Annotated in this window: 12 protein-coding genes and 1 pseudogene; 2 read left to right on the forward strand and 11 right to left on the reverse strand. The window is 57.2% G+C overall.

The annotated features are described in order from the left end of the window. Positions 1-11 precede the first annotated feature (11 nt). From F3J30_RS05215 to F3J30_RS05260, 10 genes and pseudogenes are all read right to left on the reverse strand, one after another. A complete protein-coding gene (locus F3J30_RS05215) occupies positions 12-1,211 on the reverse strand; it encodes a nicotinamide mononucleotide deamidase-related protein YfaY (RefSeq protein ID WP_166716392.1) in 1,200 nt (399 codons plus the stop codon). 92 nt (positions 1,212-1,303) lie between these two features. After that, positions 1,304-1,846, reverse strand: a complete 543-nt coding sequence (locus F3J30_RS05220; protein WP_166716395.1) for a YfaZ family outer membrane protein — start codon at positions 1,844-1,846, stop codon at positions 1,304-1,306. 136 nt (positions 1,847-1,982) lie between these two features. Then, positions 1,983-3,341: pseudogene (gene menE / locus F3J30_RS05225) on the reverse strand (o-succinylbenzoate--CoA ligase); the annotation flags it as partial. After that, positions 3,338-4,303, reverse strand: a complete 966-nt coding sequence (gene menC / locus F3J30_RS05230) for an o-succinylbenzoate synthase (RefSeq protein ID WP_166716401.1) — start codon at positions 4,301-4,303, stop codon at positions 3,338-3,340. The pseudogene menE and the gene menC, both read right to left, overlap by 4 nt. Next, positions 4,303-5,160: a 1,4-dihydroxy-2-naphthoyl-CoA synthase gene (gene menB / locus F3J30_RS05235; protein WP_014071092.1), complete on the reverse strand. Its 858-nt coding sequence runs from the start codon at positions 5,158-5,160 to the stop codon at positions 4,303-4,305. Before menB ends, menC begins: the two co-directional genes overlap by 1 nt. Next, on the reverse strand, positions 5,157-5,933 hold the full coding sequence (menH, locus tag F3J30_RS05240) for a 2-succinyl-6-hydroxy-2,4-cyclohexadiene-1-carboxylate synthase (protein WP_166716404.1): 777 nt from the start codon (positions 5,931-5,933) through the stop codon (positions 5,157-5,159). Before menH ends, menB begins: the two co-directional genes overlap by 4 nt. Then, complete coding sequence (menD, locus tag F3J30_RS05245) at positions 5,930-7,600, reverse strand: 2-succinyl-5-enolpyruvyl-6-hydroxy-3-cyclohexene-1-carboxylic-acid synthase (protein ID WP_166716406.1); 1,671 nt, start codon at positions 7,598-7,600, stop codon at positions 5,930-5,932. The genes menH and menD overlap by 4 nt, the downstream gene beginning before the upstream one ends. An 88-nt stretch (positions 7,601-7,688) precedes the next feature. Next, positions 7,689-8,984, reverse strand: a complete 1,296-nt coding sequence (menF, locus tag F3J30_RS05250; protein ID WP_166716409.1) for an isochorismate synthase MenF — start codon at positions 8,982-8,984, stop codon at positions 7,689-7,691. Positions 8,985-9,082: 98 nt separating this feature from the next. Continuing rightward, complete coding sequence (gene elaB, locus F3J30_RS05255) at positions 9,083-9,388, reverse strand: stress response protein ElaB (RefSeq protein WP_014071096.1); 306 nt, start codon at positions 9,386-9,388, stop codon at positions 9,083-9,085. Between the two features lie 53 nt (positions 9,389-9,441). Further along, positions 9,442-9,903: a GNAT family N-acetyltransferase gene (locus tag F3J30_RS05260; RefSeq protein WP_014071097.1), complete on the reverse strand. Its 462-nt coding sequence runs from the start codon at positions 9,901-9,903 to the stop codon at positions 9,442-9,444. 72 nt (positions 9,904-9,975) lie between these two features. On the opposite strand from F3J30_RS05260, the gene rnz reads away from it, so the two are divergent. Both rnz and F3J30_RS05270 read left to right on the forward strand, forming a co-directional pair. After that, on the forward strand, positions 9,976-10,893 hold the full coding sequence (rnz, locus tag F3J30_RS05265) for a ribonuclease Z (protein ID WP_166716411.1): 918 nt from the start codon (positions 9,976-9,978) through the stop codon (positions 10,891-10,893). A gap of 64 nt (positions 10,894-10,957) precedes the next feature. Beyond that, a complete protein-coding gene (locus F3J30_RS05270) occupies positions 10,958-11,962 on the forward strand; it encodes a chemotaxis protein (protein WP_014071099.1) in 1,005 nt (334 codons plus the stop codon). Positions 11,963-12,062: 100 nt separating this feature from the next. Here F3J30_RS05270 and nuoN read toward each other — a convergent pair whose 3' ends face one another. After that, entirely contained in the window at positions 12,063-13,520 is a 1,458-nt protein-coding gene (nuoN, locus tag F3J30_RS05275) for an NADH-quinone oxidoreductase subunit NuoN (RefSeq protein WP_014071100.1), read from the reverse strand.

Below are 13,520 nucleotides of genomic sequence, written 5' to 3' on the forward strand. Positions count from 1 at the left end.
CGGCAAAGGGATTACCCGATAAACATCGACTCGACAACGTTAATCCAGCCGTGTTCGCTGGCCACCTCTTTTCCGTTCAGCCAGCGGCGCAGCATGTTCAGCGCCATCATGGCGGACACCTCCTGACGCACGGCTAAACTGTGGCGGGTAATGCTCATTCTCACCCGCAGCGCGTGTGTCCCTTCCGGGGTGGCGAGCGCAAAGTTAAGGTGGTCATCGTCAACCCCGCCGATGGCAAGCGCCAGTCCGGCAAAATGATTCACCCTGCGCTCAGACGCCCAGTACGCGGTTTGCGCCAGCGTCTCTTGCTGGAACGGTACAACCTCGCTGGCGAGCAGCGGTGCTTCGGCCCTGGAAAGCTGCAATGCCAGCAATCCGCCGGTGAACTGTTCGCTTAAGGTGACGCTCAACTGACGGGATTGCAGATTGCGGGCAATTTGCGCGGGCAGCCCTTCCGTCCCTTCAAAAATCAGGCTTTCACCTGCCACGCGCTGCACTTCTGGCCACAGCGCCAGCATGGCCGCTTTTTGCGTTGCCGGCCCTGTCAGTTTGAGCTCGATAATCGGTATTGAGGAGCGGTAGCCCATCGACACGCCAGGTGGCAGTTGCAGGTGATCAAGGCTTTGCGCCAGATCGCTTTCAGAGCGGCCAAAAGTGGTCAGGCGCAGGCACAGCGGCGGTTCAGGCAGCGTAAAACGCTCGCGCAGGCGCGGCAGAATTTGCTGCTCCACCATCACTTTAAATTCAGAAGGGACACCCGGGGTGAAGAACATCAGGCAGCGGTTCAGTTTGATGGCGAATCCGCAGGCGGTGCCTACCGGATTATCGACCAGCTCGGCGCTGGCGGGAATTTCAGCCTGCTTGCGGTTGCTCGGAGCCATGACTCTGCCGCGTTCGGTAAAGAAGCGCTCCATCTGAGCGAGCCACTCTTCATGCATCACCAGACCTTCACCTTTGGCCGTGGCGGCGGCCAGCGCGCTTAAATCATCACTGGTGGGGCCAAGCCCGCCATTCACGATCAGCACATCGGCGTGTTCACTGCGTTCGCGCAGAATATTCACCAGCGACTCAAGATTGTCGCCCACCGTATTGCGACGCGTTAACGGTAATCCTTGCTCAAAGAATAAATCGGCCAGCCAGGCAGCATTGGTATCAATAATTTGTCCATGCAGCACTTCGTCCCCAGTGGATAACATTTCCACGTTTATCATTGTGTTCTCCCACTTCTATGGTCAAAATACTATAGCGCAATGAGGATGGGTGGGAAGAGAAACTGGCGCGGCAGAACACCGCGCCGAAGAGATTAGAAGCCTGCGCTGACACCCACATACGGGCCATCGGCCAGGGCGTTGTCGCGATTGCCATCTTTACCGGCCAGATTCAGGTAACGGTAGCCTGCTTCGATCGTGATCGGACGCATGATAGTCCAGCGCGCACCGGCGTTGGCTTCTTCATAACTATCAATGCCGCTGGAAAGCGAATCCGGGGAGTAGTAGTACTCGCCGAACAGGCCGAAGCTGTCACCGATTTTCCACTGCAAACCACCACCGACTGCCGCCGCATAGCCTTCATCACCATCATTTGGATTGGTGTAAATGCCTTTGCCGCCTACGGTCGCCAGGAATGGCCCCAGAGGAATGTTCAGACCCAGGCCGAGGCTTGCCGCATCGCCATCGTCGTCGTTATGTGTCCAGCCGCCGGTCATTGCCAGGCCGGAAGTTTCCGTGCCCAGGCCAAAGCCCAGGTGGGTATAATCCTGACCCGCCGAGCCATTGAAGCTGATGGCGTTAGCCGCCGCAGAAACAAAAATAAGGCCGCTCAGGCCCAGTAATGCCACTTTTTTCATTGTCGTGATCCCACACCGTTTAATTAGAGATGTCCCAAAACCGCGAGATTTTAACCTGAGTCTCTCAGGGATCAAGCACTCTGCGTGCGCCAGACAAGAAGTTTGTAACTATTTGATACTCCGGCAGGTACGGCTTTCCCTTCAGCGTTGCATTAACCCACTGCTGCAACGCACGGCGCGAAACCTTAATGCCGCCATTTTTGAGTTCCGCCGGCAACGCCAGCCAGCGCACAGGCTGCTGGAAACGCGCCAGCTTATCTCTGATCCAGTCAGGGAAAAGCGTGATATCCGTACCCGGCTCACATTCCACTACCGCCACCGGACGCTGGCCAAATTCGGCGTCATCCAGCGGGACAACAAACACCTGGCTTATCTGCGGGTGGGTAGCGATAACGCGCTCCAGGGATTCCGGCTGAACCCCTTCGCCGCCGCTGAAAAAGAGATTATCCATACGCCCAAGAATGGTCAGGACGCCGTTATGCAACTCTCCACGATCGCGGGTAGCAAACCAGCCCTGATCGTTGGTGAGCGGGATCAGCGCACCGTCTCGCCAGTAGCCTGCGGCCATACTCTGCGCCCTGATCCAGACTTCGCCTTCAACGACCTGCACCTCCCTGCCCGGCAGCGCGACACCGACATCCGGCTCACCGTCCGCCTCTTTGGCACATACCGTTGAGGCAAATTCGGTCAGGCCGTAGCCGCAAAATGTGCGGATCCCCTGCTCACGCGCCTGGTGCGTCAGTTCGACAGGGATTGCCGCCCCGCCGAGTAAGACCGCTTTCAGCGCAATATGATGCGGAACATTGAGCAAGCGCCAGAGCTGTGTGGGCACCAGCGAAGCATGAGTACATCCCTGCAATGCCTGCTCAAGCGGCTGCTTTTCACGCACGGTTAAGCGCGCTCCCGAAAGCAGCCAGCGCCACAAGATCCCCTGACCGGAAACATGGAAAAGCGGCAGCGAAAGCAGCCAGTCATCCTCTTCGCCATAGGGCATTAACGACAACACGCCACGCGCACTGGCAAGATGTGCAGCGCAGGTATGCACTGCCGCTTTGGGTAACCCGGTGGAGCCAGACGTCAGCGTCATGGAAGCCAGACGCTCAGGCTGCCACATCACCGCATCGTCACCGGACCGATCCTCCATTCGCAGTGGCGGGAGTCCGTCATAGGTTGCATCCAGCACCAGCGAAAAGCGAAGCGTCATCTGTGGGATCAACACATCCAGCAGTGGGCGCGGCAACTGCGGATTTACGGGCAGGATACGGGCGCCGCATTGCAGCAACGCCAGCCATGCCAGTAACGTCTGAGGATGGTTATGGGCGAGCAGCATGACGCCATCGCCCTCTTGCACCCCTTGCTGATAAAACCCGGCGGCAAGACGATCGATGCGCGCGCACAACATCGCCCAGCTGAGGATGCTGTCATCCAGGCGCAGCGCCGGTTTATCAGCAAATTGCGCACGCCAGTGCCGCCATGGCCAGTCGGTAAAACTCATCGCAACGGCTCCAGCGCCTCAACCCCCAGGCACGGCAGCGTGCTGCCTGGCCACTGGCGGATAAGCTGCGCCTGCATCAGGTTTAACGTATCCAGCCCGGGAACGGTGCGAGGCGTTAACCATGCGGCAATGCGCGCCAGTTGCGTCAGGCCAAGGCTGGATTCAATCGACGAGCTGATCACCGCCGTCATTCCCAGAGCGTGTGCCGCAGAAACCTGCTCGCGCACTTTTTCCAGGCTACCGGTCAGCGTGGGTTTAATGACCACCGCACTGACACCCGGTTCCGCCGCAAACACAAAATCCGGCTCGCGCAGGCTTTCATCCCAGGCAATCGCGATCCCCGTATCCAGGGCAAAGGCTAGCGAATCGTCACGGGTTTTACACGGCTCTTCCAGAAAGGCGATACGGTCGCGATACGCCGGATTGACGTACTTCGCAAACTGCTGCGCCTTGAGCGGAGTCCAGGTGCGATTGGCATCCAGACGCAGACGCAAATCGGGGATGGCCTCCAGCAACAGGTTAGCCACCATTCCGTCACGCACCGCTTCGTATAACCCGACTTTTATTTTCGCCACTTTCTCACCCGGCATGGCCGAGAGCAGCGCAAACAGTTCATCAGGATCGCCGGTACACAGCGGTGCTGCGCGGTAATCTGCTTCGGCAGGCAGACTGCCGTCAAGCTCTGCCAGCGCGCAGCTTATCCCGAACGCCGCAGAAGGCACGTCAGGCAACGCGGGATCAGCTCCCGCACGCCATTCGTTCGCCCAGGCCATTACCGCGGCCTGAGCGTCGTCCAGCGACTCCAGGCTAAAGCCCGGCAGCGGAGACACTTCGCCCCACCCGTGCTGGTCGCCCTGCTGTAAGTAAACGAAAAATCCGTCACGGGTTTTTAACCGCCGTTCACGCAGCACCACGCCCGCGTCCATGGGTATCTGCCAGCGGTAAACCTGCGCGCGACGCATTATGGATTCCGTTTGTATTTGCTGAAGTCTGGCTGGCGTTTTTCGTTAAACGCGTTGCGTCCTTCCTGACCTTCTTCGGTCATGTAGAACAGCATGGTGGCGTTACCCGCCAGCTCCTGCAAACCGGCCTGGCCGTCGCAGTCGGCGTTAAGTGCGGCCTTCAGGCAGCGCAGCGCCATTGGGCTGTTTTGCAGCATCTCGCGACACCAGCGTACTGTTTCTTTTTCGAGGTCAGCGATCGGCACAACGGTGTTAACCAGCCCCATATCCAGCGCTTCCTGAGCATTGTACTGACGGCACAGGAACCAGATCTCACGGGCTTTTTTCTGCCCAACGATGCGCGCCATATAGGATGCGCCCCAGCCTCCATCGAAGGAACCGACTTTCGGGCCAGTCTGGCCGAAGATGGCGTTTTCAGCGGCAATGGTCAGGTCACACATCATGTGCAGCACGTGGCCACCACCGATGGAGTAACCTGCCACCATCGCAACAACCGGTTTCGGGCAGGTGCGGATCTGACGCTGGAAATCGAGCACGTTCAGGTGATGCGTGCCTGCATCATCCTGATATCCGCCGTAGTCGCCACGCACTTTCTGATCGCCACCGGAGCAGAATGCTTTGTCGCCTTCGCCAGTCAGAACGATCACCCCGATGTTGTCGTCATAGCGCGCATCGGCCAGCGCCTGAATCATCTCTTTGACGGTCAGCGGACGGAACGCGTTACGCACCTGCGGGCGGTTAATCGTGATTTTGGCAATGCCGTCAGCGGATTTATGGTAACGAATGTCGGTGTAGCCTTCGGAGCAGTCTTGCCATTCAACCGGTGCATAGAGCATTTGTTCATCAGGATAGATCATAGAGAGTCCTTTATTCGAAGACGCAGTATCTGAGCCAGACTCGCGGCAACTGCGGCCGGGTTTTCCCGGTGGGCGTTGTGTCCGGCATTAGGGATCACATGGCAAACGGCATCCAGTTCGCGCGCGATGGCGGCAAACTTTTCATCACGTTCACCATATAAATAGTGAAAAGGGAGATTGCGGGCGCGAAGTGCCGCACGCAAATCGGGCTGAGCGGCAAGCGAGGTTGCCTCAAGCATATCCGCCAGGTGCGCACCGCTATTCTGGCTGCGCAGCATAATCAGGTCGTGACGTTGCGCATCCGTGAGGGACGCAAAAACAGGCTGCTGGTACCAGTCGGCAAAAACAGACTCGAGCGGCTGCTGGCGAAAGCGCGTTGCCCAGCGCCCGTCGGACTGGCGTCGGGCAGTGCGTTCTTCGGCATTTCGCAGCCCCGGGTGCCCACCTTCGACAATCAACCCACACAGCCCCGGCGGTTGCTGAGCCGCATGGAACATCGCAATGCGGCCGCCGAGCGAGTACCCCACCAGCCAGTAGTTAAGTATGTTGTAACTAAGAAGGGTATTTTCCAGTAACGCGTTAACCGCTTCAAAACCAGAAACGGAAAGATGCGCTGACCCTCCGTGTCCAGGCAGATCAAGATACAACCGGGGAGAGTCGCTCAGCGCTCCCCCAACGACCTGCCACTCGCGGTTATCACCGGAAAAACCGTGCAAAAAGACCAGCCAGGGCGTTCCTGGCTTTCCGGCCTGCTGCACACCCGCAAGGATCACAGGTGGCTTACCTGTGCCAGCAGGCTTTGCAGCTGCTGCGCCCCGGCAGAATCATTCACCACCAGCTCAATCAGCGTGGCACCAGGCTGACGCCATGCGCTGCTCAGCGCGGTTTCCAGCTCTGACCAGTTTTCCGGGCGGTGATATTTCAGGCTGAACATCGCCGCTGCGTGTTCAAACTGCACATTCTGCGGCATCAGATAGAACTGCTCGCGCTCACTGTGCGGCGTGGGCAGTAACGAGAAAATCTGCCCGCCATTGTTGTTCACCACAATCAGCACAAACGGAGCCGAAGCCTGGCGCAACAACGCCAGCGCGTTAAGATCGTAAAGTGCAGAGAGATCGCCCACCACCGCCAGGGTAGATTTGGCGCTGGCGCGCTGCACGCCTGCCGCCGTAGAGATAAGCCCGTCAATCCCGCTCGCGCCACGGTTACTGTACACCGGGTATCCGGCAGGCAGCTTAGAGAATGCATCAATCAGGCGCACCACCAGGCTATTACCGACGAACAGCTGCCCCTGCTCTGGCAGATACTGACGAATGCGATGGGCAAGCCCGGCTTCGCCGAAGGTTTCGCACTGAGATTTGGTTAACTCCCACGCCTGGCGCGAAAGCTCAGGGATCTCCACCGCCCAGGGTTTACGTTTTTCTGCGGGGTGGAGTTCCAGCCAGGCATCAATACTGCTGACCAGACGACGACCGCGATGATGCGCCGGGTCGAGCCGCCCTTCCAGCGGATCCACCAGCCAGTACTCTTCCGGCTCGCAGGTGGCCTGCCACTGCAGGACGCGTTTTCCCGTTAGGCTTGAGCCAATCTGGACGACAATTTGCGCCTGTGCCAGCTCGGTTACCGCTTTCGCATTACCCAGCCAGAGGTCGGCGCACGGCAACGGCTGCCCGGTTTGTGAAAGGACATCGCCAATCAGCGGCCAGCCGAGGGTTTGCGCCCATTCAGCCACCTGCCGCCCTTCCGCCGCGCTCATGCGCCCGGCAATCACCACGCCGCGCTTTTGCCGCCAGAAGAACCAGTCGCGCTGCTTCGCGCTTTCAAGATGAGTCTGTTCGCGCAGCCAGGTTTTTTCGCTGTTCCACCAGTCGCCAAGCGTCTGTTGCCAGTCAAGCCCTGTGTCATCCAGTTCGCCATACAGCGGCTCGGCAAACGGACAGTTGATATGCAATGCCCCACCGCGCAAAGAGCCCATCGCGTGATCGAGCGTCGATACCAGCCAGCTTGCCGGGATGTCCTGAGTTGGGCGCGGCAAGGAAATACTATGCGAAGGATGGGACGCAAAAATGCCCGGCTGACGAATAGCCTGATTGGCACCACAGTCGATAAGCTCTGGCGGGCGGTCTGCGGTCAGCAGGATTAATTTTTCACCGGTTAAACCGGCTTCAATAATGGCCGGATAGAGGTTAGCCACCGCCGTGCCGGACGTGACAATCATCGCCACGGGTTCTTTGCTGACTTTTGCCAGCCCCAGCGCCAGATGACCTAAACCACGCTCATCAAAATGGGTGTGATGAATAAACGTCCGGTTTTCAGCTGCCGCAAGGGTCAGCGGCGTAGAGCGGGAACCGGGTGCAATACACACGTGCCTGACGCCATGGCGGGTCAGGGCTTCAAGGATCACCGTCGCCCAGCGTCGGTTAAAAGAACTTACTGACATGAGATTGTCCGGTATCAATATTGCGACACAGTATAAATAATAGAAAAAGATGGAATTTTGATATGAATCGGGAATGCGTGACTCAGTATTAATCCCTAAGGAGCAGAGTGCGCAACCCTGCGGCTTTATTTTCTATCTCCAGCCACTCTTGCTCCGGGTCAGAGCCGCTAACAATTCCGGCCCCGGCGTACAGCCTCAGCGCGTCGTTTTGCAGCCGTGCAGAGCGGAGCGCCACACAAAACTCACTTTGTCCGGGAGATAAATACCCGGCAGATCCGGCATACCACTCTCTGTCGAACGGTTCGTTATTTTCGATAAACTCACGCGCCGCCTGACGCGGTAACCCCGCCACGGCGGCGGTCGGTTGCAGGACGTTCAGACATTGCTCGTCATCGGTATGTTTTAGCGCAGTCCAGATGCATCGACGCAAATGCTGCACCTTACGCAGGCGTACAATCTGTGCGGGCAGAACCTCCAGCGTCCGGGTGTGATGTTGCAGACGCTGGCAGATATCTTCTACCACCAGCATATTTTCGCGCTGGTTTTTGTCGTCATTCATCAGCCAGTCGCCAAGCCGCTTCGCCTGTTTATCTTCAGTATGGCTGGCAACCGTCCCGGCCAGCGCCTCGGTGCGTAACAGTTCGCCACGGCGTCGCCACAAACGTTCAGGCGTGGAGCCCAGAAACGCGTTACTGGCGTCAAACACCATGCAGAAATGATAGCAATGTAAATTCAGCGCCCGGCTGGCGGCCATTAGTGCGATGGCATTAACGGGCTGGTTACACTGCAAGTCTGTCGCCCGGGCGAGCACCACTTTTTCAAAATCGCCGTGCGCAATAGTCTGTGTTGCAAGCCTGACAAGGCGCAGCCATTCAGGTTTGTCGGGGTGATGCGTCTCCCGCAGAACCTGAAGCGAAAGTGCGGGGATCGGTCGGGTTTCACCCAACTGCTGTAAAAAGTCCAGCGCCTGACGCGCATCATCCTGAAGGGAAGTGGCACTCCACAGATGCAGGCGTAATGTGGCGATTCCCGCATTGCGTAACCACAGCAGGCGCGGCAAAAACAGGCTGCCCTGCTCCGGGTTGAAGGCATTAAGCCCGCAGATTCGGGTGGTATCCGGCGCGTCACAGGCTTTTAAAAACTGTGATGCCAACGCCAGAGATGAAAAATGCACGACCGCACCCAGCGCGGCCAGCTCTTCATCGCCGTTACGTTGTTGCCAGTAGAATTGGGGATAACACGCCTGGGAGCCAAGCCAGGCCAGGGGATCAAAGGCATCATTTAGCGGGAAAGAGACATCGAAATGACGTAAACCGGGCGTAGCCGGTAGTGCTTGCGCAAGCTGGTCACGCAGACGTTCCAGCGCGATGAAAATCGATTGCACGCGAACCTCTCCCTGTTAAAACCCCACATTATACGGGGTACTGATAATAAATAGCAGTACCCACGTATAGGGAGTGGTTTACCGTCTGCATCAACCTCTTAACGACGCGCCAGCAGCAGCCCTAACACCAGCCCCGCCGCAGCGCCAACGCCGATGCCGTGCCAGGGTTTTTCATGCACATAATCATCGGTACGATACACCGCGCGTTTGGCGCGGTAGTAGTAGGTATCAGAAGCCTGACTGACGCGGGACTGCACGTCACGCAATGCCTGCTCGGCACGCTCTTTCAGCTCGATATACTTCTGATCGGCGGGGTCGCCCGAAGAACGTAACACCTCTTCCAGCGTTTCGCTCAGTAAAGCCAGGTCGTCGTCGATACGGGTCTCCCAGGAATGAAAAGACATTTTTTTCTCCATGTTAGTACACCAGTCCGCTAACTATAGACAACGACACCCCATTACGCCTGTTTCGTTTCTCGCGCCATCCCGATATGCGCAATGCCGTCTTCGTCATACACATCCGTCACCGGAGCGAACCCGAAGTGCGCATAGAATGACTGAAGATGCGCCTGAGCGCCCAGGTATAACGCCTTGTCTGGCCACTGTTTTTCGCAGGCCGCCAGCGTTTGTTCCATTAAGCGATAACCGAGCTTTTCGCCACGCGCGCTGCCGCTGATGATGACGCGGCCAATCACCACCGGCTCAAGTTCGTCTTCGCTTTTCAGAATCCTCGCATACGCGACCAGTTCGTTATCTTTCCAGCCCAGAATATGACGGTTTTCCCCTACCAGGTCATCGCCATCGATGTCCTGGTAGGGGCAGGTTTGTTCAACAACGAATACTTCGCAGCGCAGTTTGAGCAGCGCGTACAGGGAAAAGGTCGTCAGCTCGCTATGGTGTAAATCTTGCCACTGGATCATGTCAGGCTCCTTCTTAGTGTTCATCACGTTATACTAGACCCCTCCCCATTCAGCAAAGGGTCTGACTGTGTTATGGAACTGATTTTTCTGGGTACTTCCGCCGGCGTGCCAACCCGTTCACGAAATGTAACGGCCATGCTGCTGGATTTGCAGCATCCCACCCGTGGCGGGCTATGGTTATTTGACTGTGGCGAAGGCACGCAGCATCAGCTATTACACACGACTTATCATCCCGGTAAGCTCGATAAAATCTTCATTACCCACCTGCACGGGGATCATCTGTTTGGTCTGCCCGGCCTGCTATGCAGCCGCTCAATGGCCGGGAATGCCAATCCCCTGACCATTTATGGCCCTGCGGGGATCGCAGAATTTGTTGAAACCACGCTGCGTCTGAGCGGTTCGTGGACCGACTATCCGCTGGAGGTCATTGAGATTACCGATGGGCTGGTCTTCGATGATGGCGCTTACCGGGTCATTGCCCGGCAGCTAAACCACCCCGTTGAGTGTTATGGCTATCGCATTGAAGAGCATGATAAACCGGGCACGCTTAACGCCGCGGCGCTGATTGCCGACGGCGTGCGCCCGGGGCCATTGTTCCAGCGGCTGAAACAGGGCGAAACCGTTGAGCTTGAAGACGGGCGGATGATAAACGGGCAGGATTATCTTTCGGCGCCATTGCCTGGCAAGACGCTGGCGATTTTTGGCGATACCGCGCCATGCCCTGGTGCACATGAGCTTGCTCAGGGTGTTGATGTGATGGTGCATGAAGCCACACTCGAAACGGCAATGGAAGAGAAAGCCAACAGCCGTGGCCATAGCTCTACCCGTCAGGCCGCCCGGCTTGCGCTGGACGCGGGTGTAAGGAAGTTAATCGTAACGCACGTCAGCTCTCGTTACGACGCCCACGGCTGTGAAAATCTGCTGGCGGAGTGCCGCGAGGTGTTTGCAAACTGCGAGCTGGCGGAAGATTTCACTCAGGTCAGCGTTTAGTCCTTCATTTTTCCCTCAGGATGCCGATAACGATTAAAAGGTCAGCATTTCACTTGAGGGTAGAATGGATAATTTCCAGAAAGATATTGATGACAGGGCGAATCTGACCCTGTCGAACCGTTTTGAGCTGTTGCTGTTCCGTCTTGGCACCTCTCTGAATGAAAACAAATCCGAGCTGTTTGGCATTAACGTTTTTAAGCTGCGCGAAATTGTGCCGATGCCGGAATTCACCAAACCCGCGGGAATGAAATCACCACTGATGGGAATGGTGAACATTCGCGACCAGGTGATCCCGGTGATCGACCTGGCTGCCGTCGCGGGTTGCAAACCTACAACCGGGTTGAACATTCTGCTGATTACGGAATATGCCCGCAGCGTGCAGGCCTTTGCTGTGGAATCGGTCGAGAACATCATGCGTCTGGACTGGAAGCAGGTGCACGCAGCGGAAACTGCCGTCAGCGGGCGTTACATCACCAGCATTGCCTGTCTTGATGAGAAGACCGATACCAACGATCTGGCGATGGTGCTGGACGTTGAGCAAATCCTGTATGACATCACCCCGGCGAACCACGATCTGCACGCCACCAATCTGCAAACCACGAAATTCAACATCAAGCCTGGCGCAGTGGCTATCGTGGCGGAAGATTCTAAAGTTGCGCGCTCCATGCTGGAGAAAGGCTTGCAGGCAATGGAGATCCCGGCCCAGCTGCATATCACCGGCAAAGACGCATGGGAAAAAATTGGCGTTCTCGCTGCCCAGGCGCAGGCTGAAGGTGTGCCGATCACCGATAAAATCGCCCTGGTGCTGACCGACCTCGAAATGCCAGAGATGGACGGTTTTACGCTGACGCGCAAAATTAAAACTGACCCGGTTCTGAAAGATATTCCGGTGGTGATCCACTCGTCCCTTTCAGGGAATGCCAACGAAGACCATATCCGCAAGGTGAAGGCCGACGGGTATGTGGCGAAGTTTGAGCTTAACGAGCTGTCGTCGGTTATCGAAGAAGTGCTGGAGCGTTCGGTGAAGAAGATTGACGGGCCGTTGATTAGCAGGAAGCAGCTGGCTTAAGTTCGTGCGGACTGGTGCCCTCACCCCGGCCCTCTCCCACAAGGAGAGGGAGAAAACCATAAAAAAACCCGCCGAGGCGGGTTTTTTGTTTTTACCTTGCTTACATCAGCGGCATCGCGTGCTGCACGATGGTGATCAGCGGCTGCGGGTAGATACCGAAGATCAGTACCAGCAGCGCGGAGATCAGCACCACAATACCCCCGGCGCTGTACTGCCAGTTGGTTGGTGCATCGCGGTTGAGCTGCTGAGGTGCACTCAGGTACAGGCTCACAGCCACGCGCAGGTAGTAGTACAGACCAATCGCGGAGCCAATCACCACACCCGCGGTCAGCCACCACAGGCCAGCCTGCACACCGACTGCCAGAACGTAGAACTTACCGATAAAGCCCAGTGTCATCGGAATACCGGCCAGAGACAGCATCATCACGGTCATGACCGCAGACAGAATCGGACGGTGCCAGAACAGACCACGGTAAGAGAACAGGGAATCTGCATCCGGGCCACGGTACGGGCTGGACATCAGGCTCACCACGCCGAACGCGCCGAGGCTGCTGAACAGATAACCTGCCAGATACACGCCTACGGTTTCCATCGACATCTCACCGCTTTGCAGCGCAATCAGTGCCACCAGCAGGTAACCCAGATGGGAGATAGACGAGTAGCCCAGCAGACGTTTGATATTGGTCTGGCTCAGCGCCATCAGGTTACCGAAGATGATGGAAACGAACGCGATAATGCCGAGCACCACGCGAACCGCTTCGCTATCACCCACTGGAGCGTACAGGAACAGACGCATTACCACACCGAAGATGGCGATTTTGCTCGCCGTCGCCAGGAAGGTCGATACCGGAGCCGGAGCACCCTGGTATACGTCTGGCGTCCACAGGTGGAACGGAACCAGAGACAGTTTAAAGCCGAGGCCAACAATCATCATACCCAGGCCAGCCAGCAGCAGCGGTTCGTGCAGCATCCCGTCGCCGAGGCTCTTGCCGAGCGCCACGAAAGAGAGGTTACCGGACTGTGCGTACAGCAGCGCAATACCAAACAGCAGGAACGATGATGCCGCCGCTGACAGAATGGTGTACTTGATACTCGCTTCCAGCGAACGCTTCTGACGGAAGGCGTAACCAATCAGGCCGAACAGCGGCAGAGAGATAAGCTCAATACCGAGGAACAGCGCAGCCAGGTGGTTCGCGTTCGCCAGCAGAATGCCGCCCAGTGCGGCAATCAGTACCAGCAGGTAAAACTCTTCTTTGTTGTCGTTGTAGCCTTCAAGCCATGGGTACGCAAAGGTACAGGTTGCCAGACTCGCCAGCAGAACCAGCCCCGTATACAGCATGGCATAGCCGTCAACACGCATCAGCGGGGTGACATCCATCGCGCCCGCCTGGCCAACAAACCAGAGGGAAACCAACGCAGCGTTCAGACCCAGAACGGACAGGGTCGCATTCAGGAAGTGATTGCGTCGCCACGCAATGGAGAGCATCACAACCACCACCGTCAATCCGACGATCAGCAGCGGTAGCAGCGCGATCAGTTGTTGTGGAGTTATTGTCAT

The sequence above is a fragment of the Enterobacter sp. Tr-810 genome, assembly GCF_011752765.1.
GTDB classification, from domain to species: domain Bacteria; phylum Pseudomonadota; class Gammaproteobacteria; order Enterobacterales; family Enterobacteriaceae; genus Enterobacter; species Enterobacter soli.

Bases quoted from the DNA above. Each gene is read 5' to 3' on its own strand.
- menD (WP_166716406.1), bottom strand. From the start codon at position 7,600: ATGTCAGTAAGTTCTTTTAACCGACGCTGGGCGACGGTGATCCTTGAA.
- F3J30_RS05260 (WP_014071097.1), bottom strand. From the start codon at position 9,903: ATGATCCAGTGGCAAGATTTACACCATAGCGAGCTGACGACCTTTTCC.
- F3J30_RS05270 (WP_014071099.1), top strand. From the start codon at position 10,958: ATGGATAATTTCCAGAAAGATATTGATGACAGGGCGAATCTGACCCTG.
- menC (WP_166716401.1), bottom strand. From the start codon at position 4,303: ATGCGTCGCGCGCAGGTTTACCGCTGGCAGATACCCATGGACGCGGGC.
- nuoN (WP_014071100.1), bottom strand. From the start codon at position 13,520: ATGACAATAACTCCACAACAACTGATCGCGCTGCTACCGCTGCTGATC.
- rnz (WP_166716411.1), top strand. From the start codon at position 9,976: ATGGAACTGATTTTTCTGGGTACTTCCGCCGGCGTGCCAACCCGTTCA.
- elaB (WP_014071096.1), bottom strand. From the start codon at position 9,388: ATGTCTTTTCATTCCTGGGAGACCCGTATCGACGACGACCTGGCTTTA.
- F3J30_RS05220 (WP_166716395.1), bottom strand. From the start codon at position 1,846: ATGAAAAAAGTGGCATTACTGGGCCTGAGCGGCCTTATTTTTGTTTCT.
- menB (WP_014071092.1), bottom strand. From the start codon at position 5,160: ATGATCTATCCTGATGAACAAATGCTCTATGCACCGGTTGAATGGCAA.
- F3J30_RS05215 (WP_166716392.1), bottom strand. From the start codon at position 1,211: ATGATAAACGTGGAAATGTTATCCACTGGGGACGAAGTGCTGCATGGA.